The organism is Microbacterium sp. LWO13-1.2 (assembly GCF_038397725.1).
In the GTDB taxonomy this organism is placed as follows: domain Bacteria; phylum Actinomycetota; class Actinomycetes; order Actinomycetales; family Microbacteriaceae; genus Microbacterium.
In genome coordinates this window covers 2,842,775-2,867,521 of record NZ_CP151634.1, presented here as the reverse complement: position 1 = coordinate 2,867,521, position 24,747 = coordinate 2,842,775, and the positions used below count along the sequence as shown (strand labels likewise).

Below are 24,747 nucleotides of genomic sequence, written 5' to 3'. Positions count from 1 at the left end.
CGGTCAGCCTACGCCTCGATGGGTGCTGCGGGGTCGAGGAAACGGTCGTATCCCTCGTTCTCGAGGCGGTCGGCGAGCTCGGGGCCGCCTTCCTCGACGATGCGCCCAGCGACGACGACGTGCACGTAGTCGGGACGGATGTAACGGAGGATGCGCGTGTAGTGCGTGATGAGCAGCACACCGAGACCGGTCGACTCCTTGGCACGGTTGACGCCCTCGGAGACGATCTTGAGCGCGTCGACGTCGAGGCCGGAATCGGTCTCGTCGAGCACCGCGAACTTCGGCTTGAGGACCTCGAGCTGAAGGATCTCGTGACGCTTCTTCTCGCCACCGGAGAAGCCCTCGTTGACGTTGCGCTGCGCGAACTTCGGGTCCATGCGCAGGTTCGTCATCGCCTGCTTGACGTCCTTGGTCCAGCCGCGGATGGCCGGAGCCTCGCCGTCGAGCGCCGTCTTGGCGGTGCGCAGGAAGTTCGTCACCGTGACACCGGGGATCTCGACGGGGTACTGCATCGCGAGGAAGAGTCCCGCACGTGCGCGCTCGTCGACGCTCATCGCCAGGACGTCCTCGCCGTCGAACGTGATGGATCCGCTGGCGACCGTGTACTTGGGGTGGCCGGCGATCGTGTACGCGAGCGTGGACTTGCCGGAGCCGTTCGGCCCCATGATCGCGTGGGTCTCACCCGTGTTCATCGTCAGGGTGATTCCATTGAGGATCGGGGTGGTTCCCGCCTCGGTCTCGACCGTCACATACAGGTCGCGGATCTCGAGAACAGACATTCAGACTTCCTTAATCACAGTCGGGTCGATGAGCACGTCGTCGCCGTCGATCTCGACGACGTAGACCGGAACGGGCTCATACGCAGGGAGGTTCTGGGGCCGGCCGGTGAGCATCGAGAACGCCGAGCCATGGGCCCAGCACTCCACGGTGTCACCCTCGACGAAGCCCTCGGCGAGCGAGATCTCGCCGTGCGTGCAGGTGTCGCCGATCGCGTGGACGACGCCTTCGGAGTCCTTGATCACGGTGATCGGGACGCCATCGGGTTCGACGCGGATCGGGGTGTCCTGCTCCAGCTCGGAGACGGCGCAGACGCGATGAGCGCTCATGCGGTCACCGCCGCGAGTTCAGCCTCGATCGCGGCCAGCAGTTCGGCTTCGAGCGCCGGGATGCCGAGGCGCTGCACGATGTCGGTGAGGAAGCCGAGCACGACGAGCCGCCGCGCCTCTTCCTCGGTGATGCCGCGGGCCTGCAGGTAGAAAAGCTGCTCGTCATCGAAACGACCGGTGGCACTCGCGTGACCGGCGCCCTGGATGTCACCGGTCTGGATCTCGAGGTTCGGGATCGAATCGGCGCGCGCACCCTCGGTGAGCACCAGGTTGCGGTTGGCCTCGTAGGAGTCGGTTCCGGTCGCGTCCGGACCGATGAGAACGTCACCGATCCACACGCTGTGCGCACCCGCGCCCTGCAACGCGCCCTTGTAGAGCACGTCACCGGTGGTGTGGGCACCCTTGTGGTGAAGGAAGACCTGGCTCTCGAAGTGCTGCCCTGCGTCCGCGTAGGAGAGTCCGTTGAGGTACCCCTCCGAGCCGGTACCGGCGAGCTCGATGTTCGGGTTGACCCGGACGACCCCGCCGCCGAACGTGATCACGAAGTGCTTCAACGTGGCGTCGGCATCGACACGGGCCTGGTGAGACGCCATGTGGACCGCGTCATCCTGCCACTGCTGCAGGCTGATCACGGTGAGCTTCGACCCGTCACGGGCGATGATCTCGACGTTCTGCGCGTACTGCGCAGAACCGGTGTGCTGCAGGACGACCGTTGCGGAGCTGTGCGGCATCGCCTCGATCACGATGTGGGCGTCAGCGCGACGCTCGGCGCCGTGGCCGGTGATCGTGACGAGAAGAGGCTCGGCGACCTCGACCTCGCTCGGGATGCGAATGTGCATCGCCTGAGGCGAACCCTGCCACGCCACAGCCGAGACGATGTCTTCCGGGCGGAAGAAATCGCCTCGAGGCGCGGTGCCGGCGGCGAGCGGATCGGAGACGTACTGCTCCGCCGAACCGAAGTCGTAGCTCACGCCGTCGTTCTCGTCCGCGACGGCGAACAGCGACGTGAGTCGGGCGACCGGAGTGTGCTTCCAGTTGACCTCGCGGCCGCTGGGCGCACCGAAGTCCGCCGGTTCGAACGAATGCGGACGCTCGGATCTGGTCTGCACAGGAACGAATCCCGTAGCGAAGACCTGAGCTGCCGGGTCCACGTGCGCGTTCGTGTGCTGCGCCTCAGCGGGCGCTGTCGTCGGAGCCGTCATCTAGCCGACACTGCCTTCCATGCCCATCTCGATGAGCTTGTTCAGTTCCATCGCGTACTCCATCGGCAGCTCGCGTGCGATCGGCTCGATGAAGCCGCGCACGATCATCGCCATCGCCTCGTCCTCGGGCATGCCCCGGGACTGCAGATAGAACAGCTGCTCTTCGCTGACCTTCGAGACCGTCGCCTCGTGACCGAGCTGCACGTCGTCGACGCGGATGTCGATCGCCGGGTAGGTGTCGGAGCGCGACTTGGTGTCGATCAGGAGCGCGTCACACCGCACGGTGTTCGCGGAGTGGTGCGCATTGGCGTCCACTCGCACCTCACCGCGGTACCCGGCACGACCGCCGCCACGGGCGATCGACTTCGAGACGATCGACGACTGCGTGTACGGAGCCATGTGGATCATCTTCGCGCCGGCATCCTGGTGCTGGCCGGGGCCTGCGAAGGCGACAGACAGCGTCTCGCCCTTGGCGTGCTCGCCCATGAGGTAGATCGACGGGTACTTCATCGTCACCTTGGAGCCGATGTTGCCGTCGACCCATTCCATGGTGGCGCCCTCGTGGGCGACCGCACGCTTGGTGACGAGGTTGTAGACGTTGTTCGACCAGTTCTGGATCGTCGTGTAGCGAACGCGGGCGTTCTTCTTCACGATGATCTCGACGACGGCCGAGTGCAGAGAGTCCGACTTGTAGATCGGGGCGGTGCAGCCCTCGATGTAGTGGACGTAGCTGTCCTCGTCGGCGATGATCAGGGTCCGCTCGAACTGGCCCATGTTCTCGGTGTTGATCCGGAAGTACGCCTGCAGCGGGATCTCGACGTGAACGCCCTTGGGCACGTACACGAAGGAGCCGCCCGACCAGACGGCCGTGTTCAAGGCGGCGAACTTGTTGTCGCCGGCCGGGATCACGCTGCCGAAGTACTCCTCGAAGAATTCGGGGTGCTCACGGAGAGCGGTGTCGGTGTCCATGAAGATGACGCCCTGCTGCTCCAGATCCTCGCGGATCTGGTGGTAGACGACCTCGGACTCGTACTGCGCGGCGACGCCGGCGACGAGACGCTGACGCTCGGCCTCCGGAATGCCGAGACGCTCGTAGGTCTCGCGGATCTCTGCCGGAAGATCTTCCCAGGACTGCGCCTGCTTCTCCGTCGAGCGGACGAAGTACTTGATGTTGTCGAAGTCGATCTCGCTGAGGTCGGCGCCCCAGGTCGGCATCGGCTTGCGGCCGAAGAGCTGATAGCCCTTCAGGCGGGTCTTCAGCATCCACTCGGGCTCGTTCTTGAGCCCCGAGATCCCGCGGACGACCTCTTCGGAGATTCCGCGTTTCGCAATGGCACCCGCGGCGTCCGCGTCGTGCCATCCGAACTCGTACACCCCCAGACCGTCAAGCTCCGGGCGGTCGATCAGAACATCCGACATCACACACTCTCCTCTTAGGTCCCAACGGTGTCATCCGCCCCGGCACACCTGATCCCCGTCGAGTCTGCGGGAGCTGGTGCCGCTGGTGGGCCCTCATCACCGGCGCATCCATCGCGCCTAAACTGTTGACGATGCTTCAGCGCGGTCAGCGCTCATCACAACAATCCGATTCTACAGGTTCCGCCTGGACGCCGGGCCGTGCCCCGTAACGTCCACCGCGGTCCGGAGGACTTATGCCCGAGACCACGACCCCCCGTGCCACGGACGCAACGAGCCGGGATGCGCACTCCGTACCCGGTCACGTGCCGTTCAGCAGGACAATCCGGGTCCTCGCATGGTTGTCGTTCCTCACCGAGGTCATCATCATCGGCACCGGCGGCGCTGTGCGACTCACCGGCTCAGGGCTCGGGTGCTCGGAGTGGCCGCTGTGCACCCCCGACTCGCTCGTCCCCACTCCGGAGCAGGGCATCCACGGGGTGATCGAATTCGGCAACCGCACGATGACCGGTGTCGTGGGGCTCCTCGCTGTGGCCGTCGTCCTCTACGTGCTGCAGGCGGTCGGCGGAAAGCGCCCCCTCAACACCGCGCTGTGGTTCGCCGCGGGAGGGCTTGTCGCCGCCGGCGCGGTCTACGCCATCGCTTCGCCCCTGAACCTCCCCGCCTTCCCTGCCGCATCCGCCACTCTTCTTCTCGTATGCATCGCGGCGGCGGTGTTCTCGATCCGCACCACGACAAGACGACGCGATCTCGTGGCCTTGGCGTGGATCACGGCCGTCGGCGTGGTCGCCCAGGCGTTCGTCGGCGGCATCACGGTGCTCACAGGCCTGAATCCGTTCATCGTCGGCTTCCACTACACCTCCTCGTTGCTGCTCGTCTGCGCGACGGCCGCGTTCCTGGTGCGGATGTACGCGACCCCGGGTCCCCGAGAACGAGCAGTGCCGATCTGGTTCGCCGTGCTCAGCCACGTGACCGGGCTCGCGCTGGCGATGACGATCCTCTTCGGCGTTCTCACCACCGCGTCCGGCCCGCACTCCGGCGACGCCGATGTACTGCGCCACGGCTTCGATGCGACGGTGCTCGCCCATGTGCACTCCTGGCCCGGGTACATCCTGGCCGGGCTGGTGACAGTGCTGACGATCTCCGCGTGGGTCCTTCGCCTCGAGCCGCGCCGCTGGCTTCTGGTGCTCGTCATCGCGATCGCGGTGCAGGTCGGCGTCGGCGTGTGGCAGGCGCGCGACGGACTGCCACCGCTGCTCGTGGGCATCCACATGGTGCTCGCGTCGCTGTCCGCTGCCGCCTACACGGTCGTGGTACTGCGTCTCAAGCGACCAGCGGCGGTCGACGCCGCGTAACACGATCCGATGCATAGCCGGCACATAGCCGGCACACGCGCGACACATCAGAGCGTCGGCCAGGCTCGCTGTCATGAACACATCACTGACGCGCAACCTCGCCTATTGGCTTCTTCTGATCCTCTCCGTCGCTTCTGCCGCGATCGGCGCTTGGCTCATCACCGGGCAGATCGGCACGATGACCACGAGGCTGCTCGATGGCACAGCGACGAACGTCGAGGTCTACGTCGGACCGTCGATCGTCCTCGTGGGCGCCGCTCTGCTCGGAGCCGGAGTGATCGGCATCCTGCTCGCGCTGGTACTGGCCGCGGCGAAGGCGCTGCTGCCTGCTCAGGCACCGGTCACTGAAGTCGTCGACGTCGCTGCACCCGCCGACGTGGCTTCCGAGCCTGAAGCCGATGCCGACGAAAACACGGACGGCGCTGCGGAGACCGCAGATCCCGCAGACGATACCGAGACCGAATCGGCCCCGGTCGCAGAGTCGGCTGTCGCCCGATGATCCGACGGGCGGCGCCGGACAGGCGCCGCCCGGCCCCGACGCTAGTCTGAGGCGCGTGACAGCTCTCGCCCCGCTCGCCGCAGCCGTCTTCGACCTGGACGGGACGCTCCTCGATCAGGAGTCCGCAGCGGATGCGGCATCCATCGCCTGGGCGGCGGATCACGGCATCCGAGATGACGATGTCGCCGAGCGCTGGCGGCGGATCGCCACCAAGCACTATCGCCGATGGCAGGCGCGCGCGATCAGCTTCCAGGGCCAGCGCCAGGAACGCGTACGGGAGTTCCTGGGACAGGCGATGACGGATGCTGAGGCATCCGCCGTCTTCGAGGGCTATCTCGGCCGCTACGAGGCCGGGTGGCGGTTGTTCGACGACGCGATCCCGGCTCTACGTCGGGCGAGAGACGCCGGGCTGGCGGTGGCCGTACTCACGAACGGCGACCGCACCCAGCAGTTGCAGAAGCTTGACAGATTCGCGCTGGACGCGGAGATCGACCTGATCGTCTGCTCCTCCGATCTGCCGGCGGGAAAGCCCGATCCGCGCGCCTGTGCCACCGTTCTCGAGCAGCTCGGCGTCGTACCGCGCGTATCACTCATGATCGGTGATTCGTATGAGGCCGACTACGAGGGAGCGCTGACGTCCGGGATGCGCGCCGTGCTGCTCGATCGCAACGGGCGCCATGACACCGCTCCCGATCGCGTGCAGACGCTCGACGACGTCGCATTCAGTCGCTGACCGGGGTCCTGTTCAGCGGGTTCTTCGCAGAACAGCAACTTCTTCGCAGGAATCGCGGGAATCCCTGCGAAGGAGACGCAGATCTGCGAAGTCGATGCGAGCGCAGGGGGTCAGAACGGGAGCAGCGGGTCGATCGCGACGGCAACGAAGATCAACGTCAGGTACGTGATCGAGGCATGGAAGACGCGCATCGGGCGCGGCTCGGTCCCGTGCACTGCCCGGTTGTAGAGACGGTGCGACTCGTAGATGAACCAGCCGCCGAACACCAGCGCCGAGACGGTGTACACCAGCCCCATGTCAGCGATCGGCACGAGGAGCAGCGAACAGGCGACCGTCGCCCATGCGTAGAGGATGACCTGCAGCCCGACCTGCGAAGCGTTGCGCGTCACCCCGAGCATCGGGACGTCGACGTCTTCGTAGTCATCCTTGTACTTCATCGACAGCGGCCAGTAGTGCGGCGGCGTCCACAGGAAGATCAGCAGGAACAGCACGAACGCCGGCCAGTCCAGAGATCCGGTCACCGCCGACCAGCCGATGAGGACAGGGAAGCAGCCGGCGATCCCGCCCCAGACGATGTTCTGCTCGGTGCGGCGCTTGAGGATCATCGTGTAGATGACGACATAGAAGAAGATCGCCACGGCCGAGAGCGTCGCCGCGAGCCAGTTGGTCGTGAGCAGGAGCCAGACGGTGGATGCGACGGCGAGCGTCCACGAGAAGATCAGTGCGCCGCGCGGCGAGATCTCGCCGGTCACGAGCGGACGGTTCTCGGTGCGATGCATGTGCGCGTCGATGTCGCGATCGAGATACATATTGAATGCCGCTGCGGATCCGGCGCTCATCGAGCCGCCGATCACGGTGGCGAGCACGAGCCACATGTTCGGCAGTCCGCCCTGTGCGAGGAACATCACCGGCACGGTGGAGACCAGCAACAGCTCGAGCACACGCGGCTTGGTCAGGGCGACGTAGGCCCTGACGGTGCGACCGAAGGACTGCTTCACCACGGTCTGATCAGACATCGTCGAGATCTCGATCGCCTCCTCCGCACACGTCACGACAGCCCTTTCAGTCTAGGGCACGCGGCGGCCGCTTCCCGCCTCGAGCCACCCGTCTCACATTGCGCTTTCCATCGTTGTGAAGCGTCGTAAGACGGGGTAACGCAACGACGCACAGCGCTATGCTGAAACCACTCGCGCGCCCGGCGCTCATGACACCTCCTCCGTAACGATGCGGACCGCGATTCTGCTTTCCGGGCGCTCTCGAACTGTTGGAGAAGGGCTTCATCGTGTCGGAATTGCAGTGGGATGAGATCGATCGGCGCGCGGTGGATACCGCGCGACTCCTGGCCGCGGACGCCGTGGAGAAAGTCGGAAACGGCCACCCCGGCACCGCGATGAGCCTGGCACCTGCGGCGTACCTGCTGTACCAGCGCGTGCTGCGCCACGACCCGAGCGACACCGACTGGCTCGGCCGCGATCGATTCATCCTCTCGGCCGGTCACTCCTCCCTCACCCAGTACGTCGAGCTCTACCTCGGCGGCTTCGGTCTCGAGCTCGACGATCTCAAGTCGCTGCGCACCTGGGGTTCGCTCACTCCCGGTCACCCGGAGTACGGGCACACCAAGGGCGTCGAGATCACGACGGGTCCGCTCGGCCAGGGTCTCGCCTCGGCCGTGGGCTTCGCCTATGCCGCACGGTACGAGCGCGGTCTGTTCGACCCGGAGGCCGCAGCCGGCACCAGCCCGTTCGACCACTTCATCTACGTGATCGCCGGCGACGGCGACCTGCAGGAGGGCATCACCAGCGAGGCTTCGTCGCTCGCGGGTCACCAGCAGCTCGGCAACCTCATCGCGATCTACGACTCCAACCAGATCTCGATCGAGGACGACACGAACGTCGCCTTCACCGAGGACGTCGCGAAGCGCTACGAGTCGTACGGCTGGCAGGTCCAGGTCGTCGACTGGAAGAAGACCGGCGAGTACGTCGAAGACGTCGCCGAACTGTTCGCGGCGATCGAGGCAGCCAAGGGCGAGAGCGACAAGCCGTCGCTGATCATCCTGAAGACGATCATCGGATGGCCGTCGCCCGGCAAGCAGAACTCCGGCAAGATCCACGGCTCCGCTCTCGGCGCCGACGAACTCGCCGCCACCAAGAAGGTGCTCGGCTTCAACCCCGAAGAGCATTTCGCCGTCGCCGATGACGTGATCGCGCACACTCGCGGTCTCGCCGCCCGTGCCACCGAGGCTCGCGCCGCCTGGGAGGAGTCGTTCGACGCCTGGGCCGCTGCGAACCCCGAGCGCAAGGCACTGCTGGACCGCCTGGAGGCGGGCGAGCTGCCCACCGACATCTCCTCGGCGCTGCCGGTGTTCGAGGCGGGCAAGGACGTCTCCACTCGCGCCGCATCCGGCCAGGTCATCAACGCCCTCGCCGCTCAGCTCCCCGAGCTGTGGGGTGGATCGGCGGATCTCGCCGAGTCGAACCTCACCACGATCAAGGACTCGAAGTCCTTCATCCCTGCGGAGTGGTCGACCCACGAGTGGTCCGGCTCCCCGTACGGCCGGGTGCTGCATTTCGGCATCCGCGAGCACGCGATGGGCGCGATCATCAACGGCATCGTGCTGCACGGTCCGACCCGCGCCTTCGGGGGTACGTTCCTCATCTTCAGCGACTACATGCGCCCGGCGGTGCGCCTCGCGGCTCTGATGAACGTGCCGAGCATCTTCGTCTGGACGCACGACTCGGTCGCGCTCGGCGAGGACGGCCCAACGCACCAGCCGGTCGAGCAGATCGCGACTCTTCGCGCCATCCCGAACTTCACGGTCGTCCGCCCGGCCGACGCCAATGAGACCTCGGTCACCTGGCTCGAGATGCTGCGCCGTCAGGCGGGGCCCTCGGGCATCGCGCTCACGCGTCAGAACATCCCGGTCTTCGAGCGCGGCAACGGTGCAGCCACCGGCGAGACCTTCGCCGCGGCATCCAACGCCGTCAAGGGTGCTTATGTCCTCGCCGAGGCACCGAACGGCACTCCTGACGTCATCATCATCGCCACCGGCTCCGAGGTCCAGCTCGCCGTCAACGCACGCACCGCGCTGGCCGCGGAGGGCGTGAACGTCCGCGTCGTGTCCGCTCCGTCTCTGGAATGGTTCGACGAACAGGATGAGGCGTACCGCGAGAGCGTGCTCCCGGCATCGGTGACGGCTCGCGTGTCGGTCGAGGCGGGTTCCGTGCTCAGCTGGCGCGGCATCGTCGGAGACCGTGGACGCTCCGTCGGCATCGACCACTTCGGCGCCTCCGCCGACTACAAGACCCTGTTCGAGAAGTTCGGCATCACCACTGAGGCCGTCATCGCCGCAGCCCGTGAGACCATCGCCGCAAACATCAAGGAGAACGCATGAGCACCCCCACCGCAGACCTCGCCGCCGCCGGCGTCAGCATCTGGCTCGACGACCTCTCCCGCACTCGCATCGCCTCCGGGAATCTCGCCGACCTGATCGCCTCGCGCAACGTCGTCGGCGTCACGACGAACCCGACGATCTTTGCGAACGCGATCACCGACAAGAACGACACCTCCTACGACGCTCAGGTGACCGAGCTCGCCGCATCCGGCGCCACTGCCGAGGAGGCCGTGTTCGCGGCCACCACGCAGGATGTCGCCGCGGCACTCGACGTGTTCCGCCCGGTGTGGGAAGCCTCCGGCCACGTCGACGGACGCGTCTCGATCGAGGTCTCCCCCGACTTGGCGCACGACACCGCCGGCACCGTGGCTCAGGCCAAGGAGCTGTGGGCGAAGGTCGATCGCCCGAACCTGCTGGTCAAGATCCCCGCGACGAAGGCCGGCCTTCCCGCGATCGCCGACGCGATCGGGGCGGGCATCAGTGTCAACGTGACGCTGATCTTCAGCCTGGAGCGGTACGCCGCGGTCATCGACGCCTACCTGACCGGTCTGGAGACCGCCAAGGCAGCCGGCATCGACCTGTCGACCATCCACTCCGTCGCATCGTTCTTCGTCTCGCGCGTCGACACCGAGACCGACAAGCGTCTCACCGCTATCGGGTCGGATGCCGCCCTGGCGCTGAAGAACAAGGCCGGTCTTGCCAACGCACGCCTCGCCTACGAGCTCTACGAGCAGACGTTCGCCGGTGACCGCGCCCAGGCTCTCCTGGATGCCGGCGCCAACCCGCAGCGTCCCCTGTGGGCGTCGACCGGTGTGAAGGACCCGGCACTGCCGGACACCCTGTACGTCACCGAGCTCGTGGCGCAGGGCGTCGTCAACACGATGCCGGAGAAGACCCTCGAGGCGACCTTCGACCACGGCGTCATCGTCGGTGACACGATCACCGGCGGCTACGACGAGGCCCGTGAGGTCTTCGCCGGACTCGCCTCGCTCGGCGTCGACTTCGACGACGTCACCCAGGTGCTCGAGGACGAGGGCGTCGCGAAGTTCATCGACTCGTGGCACGACCTTCTGGCCCAGGTCTCCGAGGGCCTGGAAGCCCAGCGATGACCTTCTCGATCCACACGTCCGGGGCACCCCGGACAGCGATCGACGAGGTCGTCCCCGGCCTCGTCCGTGACCTGATCGCTTCGCGCCTCACCGGCGGCGACGCGAGTCTGTGGGGTCCGGATGCCGAGGCAGAGGCAGCCGTCCGTCTGGGCTGGGTGGAAGCCGTCTCAATCTCCCGCCCGCTGGTCGCCGAGATCGTCGCCCTGCGCGGCGAACTGGCTGCCAAGGGCGTGAACCGCGTCGTCCTCGCCGGCATGGGCGGATCGTCGCTCGCGCCGGAGGTCATCGCGCAGACGGCGGGAGTCCCCCTCACGATCCTCGACTCGACGGCGCCAGGGCAGGTCCTGGCCGCGCTCGATGAGGGCGTGGAGAACACCGTGCTCGTCGTCTCGTCGAAGTCCGGCTCCACGGTCGAGACCGATTCGCAGCGCCGCACCTTCGAGGCCGCGTTCCGCGATCTCGGCATCGACCCGGCCGAGCGCATCGTGGTCGTCACCGACCCCGGCTCGCCGCTGGATGCCTCGGCTCGCGAGGCCGGCTACCGCGTGTTCAACGCCGACCCGAACGTCGGCGGCCGCTACTCCGCACTGACGGCATTCGGCCTCGTTCCGAGCGGTCTCGCCGGCGTCGACGTCGACGAGCTGTTGAACGAAGCAGAAGCGTCTCTGCTCGAAGTCGCCGTCGACTCCGCCGACAACCCGGCGCTGCGCCTCGCAGCGGCGATCGCCGGCACCAGCCCGCGCCGCGACAAGCTCGGCCTGGTCACGGACGGCACGCACATCAACGGGCTGCCCGACTGGATCGAGCAGCTGATCGCCGAATCCACGGGTAAGCGCGGCACCGGCATCCTCCCGGTCGTCCTGCTGCCGGTCTCGCCGGAGCTCGACGCGCTGCCTAACGACCTGCAGATCGTCAGGCTCGTCGACGATGCGAACGAGTTCCATCTGCACGAGCGCCACCCGGGCGAGATCCTCGTCAGCGGCACGCTGGGCGCGCAGTTCATCGTCTGGGAGTTCGCCACCGCGATCGCCGGCATTCTGCTCGGAATCGACCCGTTCGATCAGCCGGATGTCGAGTCGGCGAAGATCGCCGCACGCGGCCTGCTGGACGCGCGACCTGAGCAGACGGCTGCCGTGTTCGTCGAGAACGGCGTCGAGGTACGGGTGTCCGACCCGGCTCTCGCGGCTTCCGGAACGGTGGAGGGCGTGCTCGATGCTCTCTGGGCGCAGCTGCCCGCTGACGGCTACGTGTCGATCCAGGCCTACGTCAATCGTCTCGACGTGCCGCAGCTGCAGGGTCTGCGCGAGCTGGTCGCCGCCGATTCCGGTCGCCCGACCACCTTCGGCTGGGGACCGCGGTTCCTGCACTCCACCGGTCAGTACCACAAGGGCGGGCCTGCCCAGGGTGTGTTCCTGCAGATCCTGGAGCGCACCGACGTCGACCTGGAGATCCCGGAGCGACCGTTCACCTTCGGACAGCTCATCGAGGCCCAGGCCGCCGGTGACGCCGCTGTCCTCGCCGAACACGGCCGCCCGGTCGTGTCCCTCACGATCACGGACTCCTCGGCCGACGTGCTCGCCCTCTTCGAAGCCGCCCAGAAGTAGTCAGCAGGAGAATCCCCCACTCATGACTGTTCCCATCTCGCGCGGGCACAATCCGCTGCGCGACCCCGATGATCGTCGACTCAACCGGATTGCCGGGCCCAGCGCCCTCGTGATCTTCGGCGTGACCGGCGACCTGTCGCGCAAGAAGCTCATGCCCGCGGTCTACGACCTCGCCAATCGCGGCCTGCTCCCGCCGGGATTCGCGCTGGTCGGCTTCGCCCGCCGCGACTGGGAGGACCAGGACTTCGCGCAGGTCGTGTACGACGCGGTCAAGCAGTATGCGCGCACGCCGTTCCGCGAAGAAACGTGGACGCAGCTGCTTCAGGGCATCCGGTTCGTCTCCGGGGAGTTCGACAACCCGGAGTCGTTCCGCAAGCTCCGCGAGACCGTGGACCACCTCGATGTCGAACGCGGCACGATGGGCAACCACGCGTTCTACCTGTCCATCCCGCCGAAGGCGTTCCCCGTCGTCGCCAAGCAGCTCAAGGACTCCGGGCTCGTCGGCGACGAGGATGACGACGACCAGTGCTGGCGACGCGTCGTCATCGAGAAGCCGTTCGGGCACGACCTCGAGTCGGCACGAGAGTTGAACGACGCACTCGAGGTCGCGTTCTCGGCGGACTCGATCTTCCGCATCGACCACTACCTCGGCAAGGAGACGGTGCAGAACATCCTGGCGCTGCGCTTCGCGAACGAGCTGTACGAACCGATCTGGAATCGCAACTACGTCGACCACGTGCAGATCACCATGGCCGAGGACATCGGCGTGGGTGGTCGTGCCGGCTACTACGACGGCGTGGGCGCCGCGCGCGACGTCATCCAGAACCACCTCCTGCAGCTGCTCGCGCTCACCGCGATGGAAGAGCCGATCAGCCTGTCCGCCGAGCACCTGCGGGCGGAGAAGGAGAAGGTCCTCGCGGCCGTCCACGTGCCGGAGGATCTGTCGCTCGCGACAGCCCGCGGCCAGTACGCCGGCGGCTGGCAGGGTGGCGAGCAGGTCACCGGCTTCCTCGACGAGGACGGCATGAACCCCGAGTCGGCCACCGAGACGTACGCCGCGATCAAGCTGGAGATCGACACGCGCCGCTGGGCCGGCGTGCCGTTCTACCTGCGCACCGGCAAGCGTCTCGGCCGACGCGTGACCGAGGTCGCCGTCGTCTTCAAGCGGGCGCCCGAACACCTTTTCGGTCGCAGCAACGCCTCCGAGCTCGGGCAGAACGCGCTCGTGATCCGGGTGCAGCCCGACGAGGGCGTCACGATCCGCTTCGGATCCAAGGTGCCGGGCAACGGCACCAACGTGCGCGACGTGACGATGGACTTCGGATACGGCCACGCCTTCACCGAGGCGAGCCCGGAGGCGTACGAGCGTCTGATCCTCGACGTCCTGCTGGGCGACCCGCCGCTGTTCCCCCGGCACGAAGAGGTCGAGCTCTCCTGGAAGATCCTCGACCCGGTGGAGAAGTTCTGGGCCGCCGAAGGCGGTCCGGTGGAGCAGTACGCGCCCGGTTCGTGGGGTCCGGCATCCGCCGATGCCCTGCTGGCCCGCGACGGACGAGTCTGGAGACGCCCGTGATCATCGACCTTCCCGATACGACCGTCAGCCAGGTCGCGAAGCAGCTCGTCAAGACGCGCGAAGAGGGCGGCGCAGTCGCCCTCGGTCGCGTGCTCACCCTCGTCATCGCGGCACGCAACGGCGTAGCCGAGGCCGCGATCGACGCTGCCAACGACGCTTCTCGCGAGCACCCGATGCGCGTCATCGTCCTCACCACCGGTTCGGGAGAGTCCCGTCTGGACGCGCAGATCCGCGTCGGCGGCGACGCCGGAGCCAGTGAGGTCGTGGTGCTCCGCGCATTCGGCGACGCCGCCAGCAACGAAGAGAGCCTCATCACCGGACTGCTTCTTCCCGATGCGCCGGTCGTCGCCTGGTGGCCGGAGGAAGCACCGCTGGCACCAGCGCAATCCCCGCTCGGCAAGATCGCCCAGCGTCGGATCACGGATGCCGCCACGGCATCCGACGTGCGCGATCGTCTCGCCCGACTCGGCGAGACCCACGCGCCGGGCGACACCGACCTCGCGTGGACGCGTCTCACCCACTGGCGCGAGCAGCTCGCCGCCGTACTCGACCAACCGCCGTACGACGCCGTCACCGCGGTCGAGGTGCGCGGAGCCTCCGCTTCGCCTTCGACCGCCCTGCTCGCCGCGTGGCTGCAGATGGCGCTCGACGTCCCGGTGCGGTGGTCGTACGAGGACCCGGAGCACTGGCAGGAGGGCATCAAATCCGTGCGTCTGACGCGTGCTGCCGGAGACATCCTGCTGGAGCGCCCGACACCCGGTGTCGCCGTACTCACGCAGCCGGAGCAGCCGAATCATGACCTGCACCTGCCGCGCCGCACGCTCCGCGAGTGCCTCGCTGAGGAGCTTCGTCGCCTGGACCCGGATGTCCTGTACGGTCGAGTGATAACCGAAGGCTGGGAGAAACTGGGCCCGCCCGAGACGGGAGAGTGACCTCGATGGAAGCAGCATCCGCAGAGAAGCGGGTCGTTGTCGAATCAACCCCTGCGGCCCTGGCCGCACGCGTTGCCGACCGTTTCCTGACGCGCCTCGGTGCGCGGACGCGGAACGGACGGATCGCGCATATCGCGCTGACCGGCGGGTCGATGGGCGGTGCCGTGCTCCGTGCGGCCGCAGAAGACCCTCGCTCGGCTCAGATCGACTGGTCGCTCGTGCACTTCTGGTGGGGCGACGAGCGTTTCGTCGCCCGGGACCACGCCGACCGCAACTCCGTTCAGTCCCGGCAGGCTCTTCTCGATCACATCCCGGTCCCTGCCGAGAACGTGCACGAGGTGGCTGGGTCCGACTCCGGCGTCACCCTCGACGAAGCGGCGGCGGCGTATGCTGCGGAGCTCGCACGTTTCGGAACCGATGAGCAGCCCTGGCCCTCGTTCGCGGTGTGTTTCCTCGGTGTCGGTCCTGATGGCCACATCGCCTCGCTCTTCCCCGACCGCCCGGAGGTGGGCGTGACGGATGCCGCTGTTCTTCCCGTGCGCGACTCCCCCAAGCCGCCGCCGGAGCGGGTCACACTCACCCGGCCCGTACTGAACTCGTCCAAGCGCGTATGGCTGGTTCTCACGGGCGCGGACAAGGCGTCGGCGCTCGGGCTTGCTCTGGCCGGCGCCAGTTACTCCAGCGTGCCGGCTGCTGGCGCGAAGGGGCGCAAGCGGACGATCTTCTTCGTGGATGAGGCGGCCGCGTCCGAGGTCTCCCCCGACCTGATCGATCGATCCTACTGAGGGCTCTCCGGCCCCGTCGAACGGCGCGGATCCGCACTCGTCGAAGGCGCGCCGGCCGCTGAATCGTCACTGCCGCGCGGGATGCCCAGCTCCTGGCTCTCGCTGAGCACCTGGGGATGGAATCGGGCGAGCCCCACGACACCCCACACCGCGATCGCTCCGGCGACCGCGAAGATGATGAGGACCCACCACGGCGCGGCTGCCGCTTCGCCGAGCACGACCATGCCGATGAGCACGGCGATGAGCGGATCGACGACAGTGAGCCCGGCGATCACCAGGTCGGGCGGGCCCGAGCTGTACGCGGTCTGCACGAAGTAGGCACCGACGGCGGCAGCAGCAAGGAGCGCGATCACGCACACGACCGTGACCCACTCGAAGTCCCCGGCCTGGACGCGCTTGATGACGACCTTCGCGAGGGTCGCGACGAAGCCGTAGAGGATGCCGGCGCCGATCACGTAGAAGAGGGCACGCATACGGTGCCTGAGGATGAGCCAGAAGGCGCCCAGGATGATGATCACGACGAGCAGCACGGCCAGGATCACGAACAGTTGACGTTCGTCGATCTCCTGCTCCGTGGCGAAGATCGCCGCGAAGAACACGAACAGGAAGATGCCACCGACGCAGCAGGTGATCGCGGTGATCGATTGCTTGGTCGGCGAGTGCCCCGAGATCCGCGCGTTGAGCAGCGTCGTCATCACCAATGCGATCGCGCCGAGCGGCTGAACGACGATCAGCGGCGCCTGCACGAGCGCGGCCAGCTGGCAGATCACGGCGAGGGCGAGCATCAACGTGCCCAGAAGCCAGGAGGGCCGGGTCATCAACCGCTTGATCTGGTTCATGTTGAGGCCGCTGGCGCCGTCCGCGCCGCTGAGAAGTTCTACCTTCTCGACCCCGCGGTGCTGGTACTGCGCACCGAGCGACATGAAGACGGCCCCGGCGAGAGCGAGCGGGATTCCCAGCAGCAGCCCCGGGTTCTGGAATGCGCCGACAAGGTGGTCACCGACGACATCCGCCCCATTTGTCCATACGCCTGCGCTCACAATACGACCCTACCTGGCAGTTCCCGCCCAGTAGGGTTATGGCGTGGCTGTACTTCCGATTCGCATCATGGGCGACCCCGTTCTGCACTCCCCCGCATCCGTCGTCGAAGAGATCACAGACGACATCCGCGCACTCGTCGCCGACATGTACGAAACCATGGATACGGCACCGGGTGTGGGTCTCGCCGCTCCCCAGGTCGGCGTGCCACTGCGGCTCTACACCTACTCCTACGTCGACGACGACGACGAGCCCTGGCGCGGCGTTCTGATCAACCCGGTCCTGTGGATGGCACCGCTCGAACCCGGCGATCCCGACCCTGACCTGGAATCCGAGGGGTGCCTCTCGTTCCCTGGAGAGCGATTCCCGCTGCGGCGTTCCGATCGGGTACTCGTCACCGGCACGGACCTGGATGGCGCAGACGTTCGCATCGAAGTCGATGGGTGGCGTGCCCGCATCATGCAGCACGAGTTCGACCACCTCGACGGCATCCTGTACGTCGACCGTCTCTCCGACGGCGACTGGAAGACGGTGCAGAAGATCGCCCGCAAACGCGGCTGGGGCCGTGCCGGTTCGAGTTGGACTCCGGGGATCGACGACCTCGAAGGTTGACGCGCTCAGTCAGCTCACAGCATCCTTGGAGTTGCGTCACAGACTCCCAGACGGATAACGTGCCCAAGGGGGTGTTTTCGCGCCCCCTCACCAAGACATTCGAGGGGAATCAGACCATGATGAAACTGCGCACGCGACGCGCCCTGGCACTGGCTGGAACAGCCGTGGCGCTCACGATCGCCCTCAGCGGCTGTAGCGCGATCAACAACATCCTCGGGGGTGCTCCTCAGGATGCAGACCGTGACGAGGAGACCGGCGAGGTCAAGGAAGACGCGAACATCGACATCTTCGCGTTGAAGGTCGGCGACTGCAAGATGTCCAGCGCAACCGGCCTCATCGAGAGCGCTGACGTCACCCCGTGCGACCAGCCGCACGACGAGGAAGTCTTCTGGGAGTTCCCGATGCCGGACGGCGAGTTCTCGGATGCCGATGTCGACGCCGCGTCGCAGGAGTGCATCGGCGAACCGTTCACCACGTTCGTCGGCGTCGCGTACGACGCTTCGGTGCTCACGGTCTACCCGATCACTCCGACGAAGGAGACCTGGGAGCAGATGAACGACCGCATCATCCAGTGCGTCGTCCTCGAAGAGGGCGTCCAGACGACCGGAACGCTCGCCGGCGCAGCACGCTGACGCGTTTCGTATCTCACCTGAAGAGGCTCCGCCGGATGGCGGGGCCTCTTCTGCGTCCACGTGGTCAAGGCAACCTCACCAAGACCTTCAACGCCGAAGCAGTGTCCGAAGGTATCCGAATCCGACGACCAGATGAAGCACGGCGCCGACGGCGCAGATGACCTGGCCGATCACACCGATGATGCCGAGGTCGGGCAGGATTCCCAATCCGATCAGGGCGAGTCCCGTCATGAAGATCGCCGTGCGCGCCTTCCCCAGTCGAGTGGCCGGGGGCATCTGCTCCGGCCGGGTGATCGCCCAGATCACGCCGAGTGTGAGATCGACGCCGACGACGACGACTGCGATCCACAGCGGCAGGTGGCCGGCGACCACGAAACCGCACGCGATGATGGCAACGCCCACGCGGTCGGCGAAGGGGTCCAGGAGCGCTCCCGTCCGACTCGTCTGCCCGAGGCGCCGCGCCAGATAGCCGTCCACCCAATCGCTCACGCCGAACAGCACCAGCAGGACGAGGGTCAGCACGGGAGCAGCATCCTGCACCAGCAGCACAGTGATGGGAACGACGAGAAGCAGACGCAGAACGGTGATCGCGTTCGGGAGCGTCGCCCAGTCGCGGGCGCGCTCCGGCTCAGCCGGGACGGCGTTCATAAGGCGATCCTCGCTCTCCACATCACGCACCGCATGATGGCCCAGGCTATCGCCGCGATGCCGCGGCCGCGGCCGACGTGGCCGTCTATCCCTCACATGGGAGAAGGCGCCCCTCCCGAACTCGCGGGAGGGGCGCCTTCTATTGGCTCCCCGGCTTGGACTCGAACCAAGAACCTGCCGGTTAACAGCCGGCTGCTCTGCCAATTGAGCTACCGAGGAATGTGCTCCGCTGCGCGGGCAACTCGACAAGCTTAGCAAACTCCGAACCATGCTCGTGACACACGGCGGGCTTTTCGGGAGGCGTGTCGCGAGAGGATCAGTGTCGGGAATCCGCCTCGGCGTTCGGCACCCAGAGCAGGTCCTTGCCGACGCCTCTCGCGACGACGTGCCCGCCTCGAAGCATCAGAGTCTCGGCGTTCAACTCGCGAATGAAGGCCGCATCGTTCGTGACGAGCAGCGCGCCCATCCCCTGCTCCTTACGGCGCCGCGTGATCGCACCGAACACGACAGGACGCACTTCGAGGTCGAGGTTGGCGAGCGGCTCATCGGCGATGAGCACCTTGGGTTCCAGGACGAAGGAGCGGGCGACGGCGACGCGCTGGCGCATGCCGGCGCTCAGCTCGTACGGGAACTTGTCTGCGGTGCCGAGCGGGAGGTGAAGCTCGTCGAGGAGCGTGGCGACCCGGATCGAGAGCGCTTTCGTGTTCACCCGCTTCTCCCGGAGGAGGATCGGCTCGGCGATCACCTCGTGCACGGTCAGACGCGGCGGCAGATTCGCGCCGGCGCCCTGGGGCACGAAGCCGGTGTGGTACGTGAGCAGTCGATGGCGGCGCCCTGGTCTGCGCACGTCGACACCGCACACCTGGGCGGTTCCGCCGACGATACGCACGGAGGGATCAGTGGAACCGGCGAGAGCTGCCACCAGAGTCGACTTCCCGGATCCGGTGGGACCAGCCACGCAGATCAGTTCACCGGGCGCCAGGCTGAAGGTCACGCCGTCGACCGCACGAGTCGGTGCTCCGTGCCCGATGCGATCGATCACCAGGTCGGCGCAGTCGATCACATTCGAGGATTCGGGCCGACGCGACATGTCTCCATCCTGCCCTGTATTGATCGGGCGCGGTCGTTACGACTCGGTGAAGCGCTGACGCTCCGCATCGAGATCCCGCAGGCGCATCCGCAGGGCACGACCGCCATCGGAGTCCGCCGGCACCCGCTGCAGGGCGGAATTCAGCTCGAACTTGTCCTGCTGGAGGCGCCGCAGGATCAGGCGTCGGGCGAGATCGGTGGTCGACGCGACCGCGCTTTCCTCGTTCCGCGCCGGGAACGGCGTCATCAGCAGCTCACCGGCAAGCGATCGGTACGGCTCGCGCACCGCGTTCACCGCGTCGGTCGCCCACCCAGCCCTGGCGCGGTTCGCGGCGGATGCCACGGCCTCGCGCACCGCGTCCAGACCCGGCGTCCGGAAATCGTCGGCCAGCGCACGGGTCAGCAGCTCGTGATCGACCTGATGGCCGTACTGGAGCGCCCCCATGAGCGCATCGCGCTCCAAGGCGACGTCCGCCGTCCGCGGCAGGCTGCCGAGCGTCACCGGTGCGATGCCGGTGAGACCCGCGGAGGACTCGGCCGGAGCCGATTCCCGTCGGTTCGTCTGCGCGCCTCCGCGTGCGGCCCGCTCCACCTCGGAATGCACCTCGGTGGGATCCATGCCGAGGCGACGCGCCAGCACACGCTCGTACCCGGGGCGCAGGAGCCGGTCCCGGATCTCGGCGACGATCGGAGACGCGGCTCGCAATGCCCCCACGCGGCCCTCCACAGTGGCCAGATCGAAGCCGCCGAGCTTGCGGTCGATCGCGAACTCGAACATCGGCACCTTGGCATCCATCAGTCCCCGCACGGCGGCATCGCCGCGCTGCAGGCGCAGATCACACGGATCCAAGCCATCCGGTGCCACCGCGACGAAGGTCTGCGCGTTGAAACGGTCGTCCTCGGTGAACGCGCGCAGCGCCGCCTTCTGACCAGCCTCGTCGCCATCGAAGGTGAACACCACCTCACCGGATGCGTTGTCATCGCCCATCACGCGTCGCAGCACCTTGATGTGGTCGGTGCCGAACGCCGTGCCGCAGGTGGCGATCGCCGTCGTGAGCCCGGCCAGATGGCAGGCCATCACATCGGTGTAGCCCTCGACGACCACAACGCGCCGCGGGTCGCCGCGAGCGATGTCCCGCTTGGCGAGGTCCAGCCCGTAGAGCACCTGGGCCTTCTTGTAGATGGGTGTCTCGGGGGTGTTCAGGTACTTGGGTCCCTGGTCGTCGTCGAAGAGCTTCCTCGCGCCGAAGCCGATCGTCTGACCGGAGACGTCGCGGATCGGCCAGACCAGGCGCCCACGGAAACGGTCGTATACGCCCCGCTGGCCCGTGGAGACGAGACCCGCGGCGCTCAGCTCGTCTCGCGTGAAGCCCTGCGCGGTGAGCGCCTTGAGCATCGCGTCCCAGCCCTTCGGCGCGAAGCCGACCCCGAAGTGGGCTGCCGCCCCCGCGTCGAAGCCCCGCTCGCCGAGGAACCGTCGGCCGATCTCCGCCTCGGGTGAGAGCAGCTGAGCGCGGAAGAACTCCGCGGCCGCGGTGTTCGCGGCATAGAGCCTGCTGCGACCGCTCGTCTCCGGTGCCGAACCGCCGTCTTCGTAGTGCAGCGCGTAGCCGATGCGACCGGCGAGCCGCTCCACCGCCTCGGTGAAGCTGACGTGATCCATCTCGCGCAGGAACGAGTACACGTCGCCCGACTCACCGCAGCCGAAGCAGTGGTAATAGCCGACCTGCGGCCGTACGTGGAAGCTGGGGCTCTTCTCGTCGTGAAAAGGGCACAGTCCCTTGAGGGACCCGACGCCCGCCGATTTCAGCGCGACGCGCTCCCCCACGATGTCCGCGATGTTCGTCCGCGCTTTGACCTCATCGACGTCCGCCTGCCGGATCCGCGGCATCAGACCGCTCCTTCGGCGACCGTCTGCCTGCCGACATGCGCGCGCGAACCCGGACGCGCATGGCGCGGAGTCCAGATCCCCACCTCGGCAGGATCGATCTCTCCGACCAGGCGGTTGTGCCAGTCGATGGCGCTCTGGTCGGTGAGACTCGCGACCTGGTCGACGACGACCCTGGCACGCTCGGCGTCGGTGGTCGCGGCGACGAAGTCCGCCGTGAAGGCGGGTTCGAGCACGTCGGCTCCCGCCGACCACAGCGCGTCCGTCGACCAGAGCGAGTCGGCGAGACGCCGCAGCACGCGCCGCTGCTCCTTGTAGACGCCCTTGCGCGCCTCGATCGTCACGATCGCCTGCCCCATGATGCCCTTGAGGACTGCGATCTCGGCTTCGACGACCCTGGGCACGACGACATGCGCGTTGTACCGGACCAGTGCGGTCCCCGGGTACGCTTCGCGCGTCGCCGAGACGGCGGCACGGGCGAAGCGCCCGATGAGGTCGCTGGTCAGGTTCTTCAGACGAGCGAGGTCGCGACGGGAGCGGTCGAACGACGACAGCCACATCGACTGGGTGGCCAGCCGGTACAGCGCGTCGGCCAGCTCATCCCGTGTGAAGTCATACCCCACCCACTGCTGGATCCGTCCGACCAGGGCGTCATGCTCCAGCGGGTCCGCCAGCTGCGCGACGTCGAGGTAGCCGTTCACGATGGCGTCCTCGAAGTCGTGCACGGAATAGGCGATGTCGTCGGAGAGATCCATGATCTCCGCCTCGATGCAGCGCAGCCGCCGCGGGGCCCCTTCACGCATCCAGCGGAACACGGCCTCGTCTTCGGGGTACACCCCGAACTTCAGCCGACCACCGGGATCCGGCACCGGGCTGTCGACCGTCCACGGATACTTGCACGTGGCATCGAGCGTCGCTCTGGTGAGGTTGAGCCCGACCGAGTGATCATCGTCATCGAGGACCTTGGCCTCGAGCCGGGTCAGGATGCGCAGCGACTGCGCATTGCCCTCGAAGCCGCCGATGTGCTCTGCCCATTCGTTCAGTGCACGCTCGCCGTTATGACCGAATGGCGGATGCCCGAGGTCGTGGCTCAGGCACGCCGTGTCGACGACGTCTTCGGAGACGCCGAGCGCGGTCGCGAGTTCGCGGCCGACCTGCGCCACCTCGAGCGAGTGCGTCAGTCTGTTGCGTGCGAAGTCGGCGGTGCTCGCGGGGCTCAGCACCTGCGTCTTCGCCGCCAGACGACGCAGTGCCGCCGAGTGCACCACGCGCGCCCGATCTCTGGCGAAGTCGTTGCGCTCGGAACGGTGGGTCTCGGCAAAGAAGCGCTCGGCATCGCGCGGGTCGTAGCCGTCCGTACGCAGATCAGCCACCACTGTTCTCGATCTCCGCTCCTCGCATCATCTCCGACGCCGAAGCCTCGATCTCTCGCGACTCCAACCATTTATCCGGCAGCGCCGTGCGCTTGGCGTGACCTGCGCGTCCACGCTGGCCCTCCGCATCCGCACCCGGATACGGCGCCGTGTGGTCGAGCTGGCCGAGCAGGTCATCGATCTCGGCGAGGCTCGACGCGGTCGCGAGTCCGGTGCGGATGTCGCCGCCGACCGGATAGCCCTTGAAGTACCAGGAGACGTGCTTGCGGATGTCACGGCATCCGTGGCTCTCGTCCTCATAGAACTCGACGATCAGTTCGGCATGACGGCGGAATGCGTTCGCGACGAAGCCCAACGTGGCATCGACCGGACGCGACGGCGCTCCGAAGGCGGCGGCGAGCTCACCGAACAGCCAGGGTCGGCCGAGGCATCCGCGACCGACCACGACGCCGTCGCAATCGGTTTCGGCCATCATCCGCACCGCGTCGTCCGCCGACCAGATGTCGCCGTTGCCGAGGACCGGGATGCTGGTGACGGCCTGTTTCAGCTCGCCGATCGCGTTCCAATCCGCGTGCCCGGAGTAATACTCCCCCGCGGTCCGCGCGTGCAGCGCGACCGCGGCCGCGCCGGCATCCTCCGCAGCTCGTCCTGCTTCGAGGAAGGTGAGGTGATCCTTGTCGATGCCCTTGCGCATCTTGACCGTCAACGGCACCGGCCCGGCCGCCTTGACCGCCTGGTCGACGATGTCTGCGAACAACCGGCTCTTCCACGGGAGCGCCGCTCCGCCGCCCTTGCGGGTGACCTTGGGCACCGGGCATCCGAAATTCAGATCGATGTGGTCGGCGTGGTCTTCGGCGACGATGATGCGGACCGCCTCGGCGATCGTCTTCGGGTCGACGCCGTACAGCTGGATCGAGCGGGGCGTCTCGGACTCGTGGTGCCGGATGAGGCGCATCGTCGTCTCGTTGCGCTCCACGAGCGCGCGGGAGGTGATCATCTCGCTGACGTAGAGGCCGGCGCCGTACTCACGGCAGAGACGCCGGAAGGCGGTGTTGGTGATCCCCGCCATGGGTGCGAGGACGACGGGCACGTCGAGGGCGATCGGCCCGATTCGGAGCGGGCGCACGGTAGCTGGAGCAAGAGTCATGACCTCTCCATTCTCCCAGACCCGGAGCCCCCGGCGGGCAGTCGCGTTTAGGCTGGGGATATGACCGATTCCGCCCTCCGTTCCATCCCGTTCACCGACGCCCAGGGAGCCGAGAAAACGCTCGATGATCTGGGTGCAGACGTGGTGCTGGTCGTGAATGTCGCCTCGAAGTGCGGCCTCACCCCGCAGTACGAGCAGCTCGAGGAACTGCAGCGCCTCTACGGCGACCGCGGCTTCACGGTGCTCGGCTTCCCCAGCAACCAGTTCTTCGGCCAGGAACCAGGATCGGTCGAGGAGATCCTCGAGTTCTGCTCGACGACCTATGGCGTCACTTTCCCGCTGGCAGACAAGGTCAAGGTCAACGGAAAGAACGCCACCGAGCTCTACAAGGCGCTGAAGCAGACACCGGATGCCGGCGGCAAGGCCGGCCGCGTGGAGTGGAACTTCGAGAAGTTCCTCGTGCTGCCTGACGGCGAGGTGCAGCGTTTCCGGCCGAAGCAGAAGCCGGACGCACCCGAGATCGTCTCCGCGATCGAGAGCGCCCTGGTCACCGCTCGCCGCTGACGTTCGCTGCGGGGTCGCGGCATCGTGCAGGTACTTCGTTCACCTGCGCGT

Annotated in this window: 23 protein-coding genes and 1 tRNA gene; 12 read left to right on the top strand and 12 right to left on the bottom strand. The window is 67.1% G+C overall.

All coding sequences use genetic code 11. The annotated features are described in order from the left end of the window. Positions 1-8 precede the first annotated feature (8 nt). The 4 genes from sufC to sufB are packed head-to-tail and all read right to left on the bottom strand — an operon-like array spanning position 9 to position 3,727. Positions 9-779: a Fe-S cluster assembly ATPase SufC gene (sufC, locus tag MRBLWO13_RS13620; RefSeq protein WP_341974532.1), complete on the bottom strand. Its 771-nt coding sequence runs from the start codon at positions 777-779 to the stop codon at positions 9-11. Further along, entirely contained in the window at positions 780-1,106 is a 327-nt protein-coding gene (locus tag MRBLWO13_RS13615) for a non-heme iron oxygenase ferredoxin subunit (RefSeq protein WP_341974531.1), read from the bottom strand. It lies immediately after the preceding gene. Beyond that, the gene (gene sufD, locus MRBLWO13_RS13610; RefSeq protein ID WP_341974530.1) at positions 1,103-2,308 is read right to left on the bottom strand and encodes a Fe-S cluster assembly protein SufD; all 1,206 of its coding nucleotides are present in this window, start codon (positions 2,306-2,308) and stop codon (positions 1,103-1,105) included. Before sufD ends, MRBLWO13_RS13615 begins: the two co-directional genes overlap by 4 nt. Next, entirely contained in the window at positions 2,309-3,727 is a 1,419-nt protein-coding gene (gene sufB, locus MRBLWO13_RS13605; RefSeq protein ID WP_341974529.1) for a Fe-S cluster assembly protein SufB, read from the bottom strand. 233 nt (positions 3,728-3,960) lie between these two features. Here sufB and MRBLWO13_RS13600 point away from each other — a divergent pair, with 233 nt between their 5' ends. The 3 genes from MRBLWO13_RS13600 to MRBLWO13_RS13590 all read left to right on the top strand — a co-directional run bounded on the left by MRBLWO13_RS13600 (position 3,961) and on the right by MRBLWO13_RS13590 (position 6,311). Then, positions 3,961-5,079 (top strand): COX15/CtaA family protein, encoded by a 1,119-nt coding sequence (locus MRBLWO13_RS13600; protein WP_341974528.1) that lies wholly within the window; start codon positions 3,961-3,963, stop codon positions 5,077-5,079. 73 nt (positions 5,080-5,152) lie between these two features. After that, positions 5,153-5,578, top strand: a complete 426-nt coding sequence (locus tag MRBLWO13_RS13595; protein WP_341974527.1) for a hypothetical protein — start codon at positions 5,153-5,155, stop codon at positions 5,576-5,578. A gap of 55 nt (positions 5,579-5,633) precedes the next feature. After that, entirely contained in the window at positions 5,634-6,311 is a 678-nt protein-coding gene (locus tag MRBLWO13_RS13590; protein WP_341974526.1) for an HAD family hydrolase, read from the top strand. Positions 6,312-6,421: 110 nt separating this feature from the next. On the opposite strand, the gene MRBLWO13_RS13585 is transcribed toward MRBLWO13_RS13590, so the two are convergent. Next, positions 6,422-7,327, bottom strand: coding sequence for a heme o synthase (locus MRBLWO13_RS13585; protein WP_341974525.1), 906 nt, complete (start codon positions 7,325-7,327; stop codon positions 6,422-6,424). Between the two features lie 266 nt (positions 7,328-7,593). Here MRBLWO13_RS13585 and tkt point away from each other — a divergent pair, with 266 nt between their 5' ends. Genes tkt through pgl form a run of 6 tightly spaced genes read left to right on the top strand, consistent with a single transcriptional unit; the run spans position 7,594 to position 15,705 of the window. Beyond that, positions 7,594-9,702, top strand: a complete 2,109-nt coding sequence (gene tkt / locus MRBLWO13_RS13580) for a transketolase (RefSeq protein ID WP_341974524.1) — start codon at positions 7,594-7,596, stop codon at positions 9,700-9,702. After that, positions 9,699-10,811: a transaldolase gene (tal, locus tag MRBLWO13_RS13575; RefSeq protein ID WP_341974523.1), complete on the top strand. Its 1,113-nt coding sequence runs from the start codon at positions 9,699-9,701 to the stop codon at positions 10,809-10,811. The genes tkt and tal overlap by 4 nt, the downstream gene beginning before the upstream one ends. Beyond that, a complete protein-coding gene (locus MRBLWO13_RS13570; protein WP_341974522.1) occupies positions 10,808-12,415 on the top strand; it encodes a glucose-6-phosphate isomerase in 1,608 nt (535 codons plus the stop codon). The genes tal and MRBLWO13_RS13570 overlap by 4 nt, the downstream gene beginning before the upstream one ends. Positions 12,416-12,437: 22 nt before the next feature. Continuing rightward, positions 12,438-13,988, top strand: coding sequence for a glucose-6-phosphate dehydrogenase (gene zwf / locus MRBLWO13_RS13565; protein WP_341974521.1), 1,551 nt, complete (start codon positions 12,438-12,440; stop codon positions 13,986-13,988). Then, a complete protein-coding gene (locus MRBLWO13_RS13560) occupies positions 13,985-14,920 on the top strand; it encodes a glucose-6-phosphate dehydrogenase assembly protein OpcA (RefSeq protein WP_341974520.1) in 936 nt (311 codons plus the stop codon). The genes zwf and MRBLWO13_RS13560 overlap by 4 nt, the downstream gene beginning before the upstream one ends. 5 nt (positions 14,921-14,925) lie before the next feature. Next, positions 14,926-15,705 carry a 6-phosphogluconolactonase gene (gene pgl, locus MRBLWO13_RS13555; RefSeq protein WP_341974519.1) on the top strand — a complete coding sequence of 260 codons (780 nt, stop codon included), beginning with the start codon at positions 14,926-14,928 and terminating at the stop codon, positions 15,703-15,705. On the opposite strand, the gene MRBLWO13_RS13550 is transcribed toward pgl, so the two are convergent. Next, on the bottom strand, positions 15,699-16,745 hold the full coding sequence (locus tag MRBLWO13_RS13550) for a DMT family transporter (protein ID WP_341974518.1): 1,047 nt from the start codon (positions 16,743-16,745) through the stop codon (positions 15,699-15,701). The two genes, pgl and MRBLWO13_RS13550, sit on opposite strands and share 7 nt — an antisense overlap. Before the next feature lie 43 nt (positions 16,746-16,788). Between MRBLWO13_RS13550 and def the strand changes: the two genes are divergently transcribed. Together def and MRBLWO13_RS13540 are read left to right on the top strand one after the other, a co-directional pair. Beyond that, a complete protein-coding gene (gene def, locus MRBLWO13_RS13545) occupies positions 16,789-17,355 on the top strand; it encodes a peptide deformylase (RefSeq protein WP_341974517.1) in 567 nt (188 codons plus the stop codon). Positions 17,356-17,471: 116 nt separating this feature from the next. Beyond that, positions 17,472-17,987 (top strand): hypothetical protein, encoded by a 516-nt coding sequence (locus MRBLWO13_RS13540; protein ID WP_341974516.1) that lies wholly within the window; start codon positions 17,472-17,474, stop codon positions 17,985-17,987. An 87-nt stretch (positions 17,988-18,074) separates the two neighbouring features. Here MRBLWO13_RS13540 and MRBLWO13_RS13535 read toward each other — a convergent pair whose 3' ends face one another. From MRBLWO13_RS13535 to dusB, 6 genes are all read right to left on the bottom strand, one after another. Continuing rightward, the gene (locus MRBLWO13_RS13535) at positions 18,075-18,635 is read right to left on the bottom strand and encodes a CDP-alcohol phosphatidyltransferase family protein (protein ID WP_341974515.1); all 561 of its coding nucleotides are present in this window, start codon (positions 18,633-18,635) and stop codon (positions 18,075-18,077) included. A gap of 143 nt (positions 18,636-18,778) precedes the next feature. Then, positions 18,779-18,854: transfer RNA gene (locus MRBLWO13_RS13530), tRNA-Asn, on the bottom strand. A gap of 97 nt (positions 18,855-18,951) precedes the next feature. Next, a complete protein-coding gene (locus tag MRBLWO13_RS13525) occupies positions 18,952-19,725 on the bottom strand; it encodes an ATP-binding cassette domain-containing protein (RefSeq protein ID WP_341974514.1) in 774 nt (257 codons plus the stop codon). A gap of 36 nt (positions 19,726-19,761) precedes the next feature. Then, positions 19,762-21,615 (bottom strand): DNA primase, encoded by a 1,854-nt coding sequence (gene dnaG, locus MRBLWO13_RS13520; protein ID WP_341974513.1) that lies wholly within the window; start codon positions 21,613-21,615, stop codon positions 19,762-19,764. Then, the gene (locus MRBLWO13_RS13515) at positions 21,615-22,988 is read right to left on the bottom strand and encodes a deoxyguanosinetriphosphate triphosphohydrolase (RefSeq protein ID WP_341974512.1); all 1,374 of its coding nucleotides are present in this window, start codon (positions 22,986-22,988) and stop codon (positions 21,615-21,617) included. Before MRBLWO13_RS13515 ends, dnaG begins: the two co-directional genes overlap by 1 nt. Continuing rightward, on the bottom strand, positions 22,978-24,132 hold the full coding sequence (dusB, locus tag MRBLWO13_RS13510) for a tRNA dihydrouridine synthase DusB (protein ID WP_341974511.1): 1,155 nt from the start codon (positions 24,130-24,132) through the stop codon (positions 22,978-22,980). The genes MRBLWO13_RS13515 and dusB overlap by 11 nt, the downstream gene beginning before the upstream one ends. A gap of 60 nt (positions 24,133-24,192) precedes the next feature. Here dusB and MRBLWO13_RS13505 point away from each other — a divergent pair, with 60 nt between their 5' ends. Then, positions 24,193-24,696 carry a glutathione peroxidase gene (locus MRBLWO13_RS13505; protein ID WP_341974510.1) on the top strand — a complete coding sequence of 168 codons (504 nt, stop codon included), beginning with the start codon at positions 24,193-24,195 and terminating at the stop codon, positions 24,694-24,696. Positions 24,697-24,747: the final 51 nt, after the last annotated feature.

Bases quoted from the DNA above. Each gene is read 5' to 3' on its own strand.
- dusB (WP_341974511.1), bottom strand. From the start codon at position 24,132: ATGACTCTTGCTCCAGCTACCGTGCGCCCGCTCCGAATCGGGCCGATC.
- MRBLWO13_RS13525 (WP_341974514.1), bottom strand. From the start codon at position 19,725: ATGTCGCGTCGGCCCGAATCCTCGAATGTGATCGACTGCGCCGACCTG.
- MRBLWO13_RS13535 (WP_341974515.1), bottom strand. From the start codon at position 18,635: ATGAACGCCGTCCCGGCTGAGCCGGAGCGCGCCCGCGACTGGGCGACG.
- MRBLWO13_RS13595 (WP_341974527.1), top strand. From the start codon at position 5,153: ATGAACACATCACTGACGCGCAACCTCGCCTATTGGCTTCTTCTGATC.
- MRBLWO13_RS13615 (WP_341974531.1), bottom strand. From the start codon at position 1,106: ATGAGCGCTCATCGCGTCTGCGCCGTCTCCGAGCTGGAGCAGGACACC.
- MRBLWO13_RS13570 (WP_341974522.1), top strand. From the start codon at position 10,808: ATGACCTTCTCGATCCACACGTCCGGGGCACCCCGGACAGCGATCGAC.
- sufD (WP_341974530.1), bottom strand. From the start codon at position 2,308: ATGACGGCTCCGACGACAGCGCCCGCTGAGGCGCAGCACACGAACGCG.
- MRBLWO13_RS13505 (WP_341974510.1), top strand. From the start codon at position 24,193: ATGACCGATTCCGCCCTCCGTTCCATCCCGTTCACCGACGCCCAGGGA.
- MRBLWO13_RS13600 (WP_341974528.1), top strand. From the start codon at position 3,961: ATGCCCGAGACCACGACCCCCCGTGCCACGGACGCAACGAGCCGGGAT.
- MRBLWO13_RS13540 (WP_341974516.1), top strand. From the start codon at position 17,472: ATGATGAAACTGCGCACGCGACGCGCCCTGGCACTGGCTGGAACAGCC.
- sufC (WP_341974532.1), bottom strand. From the start codon at position 779: ATGTCTGTTCTCGAGATCCGCGACCTGTATGTGACGGTCGAGACCGAG.
- pgl (WP_341974519.1), top strand. From the start codon at position 14,926: ATGGAAGCAGCATCCGCAGAGAAGCGGGTCGTTGTCGAATCAACCCCT.
- tal (WP_341974523.1), top strand. From the start codon at position 9,699: ATGAGCACCCCCACCGCAGACCTCGCCGCCGCCGGCGTCAGCATCTGG.
- sufB (WP_341974529.1), bottom strand. From the start codon at position 3,727: ATGTCGGATGTTCTGATCGACCGCCCGGAGCTTGACGGTCTGGGGGTG.
- zwf (WP_341974521.1), top strand. From the start codon at position 12,438: ATGACTGTTCCCATCTCGCGCGGGCACAATCCGCTGCGCGACCCCGAT.
- MRBLWO13_RS13585 (WP_341974525.1), bottom strand. From the start codon at position 7,327: ATGTCTGATCAGACCGTGGTGAAGCAGTCCTTCGGTCGCACCGTCAGG.
- dnaG (WP_341974513.1), bottom strand. From the start codon at position 21,615: ATGCCGCGGATCCGGCAGGCGGACGTCGATGAGGTCAAAGCGCGGACG.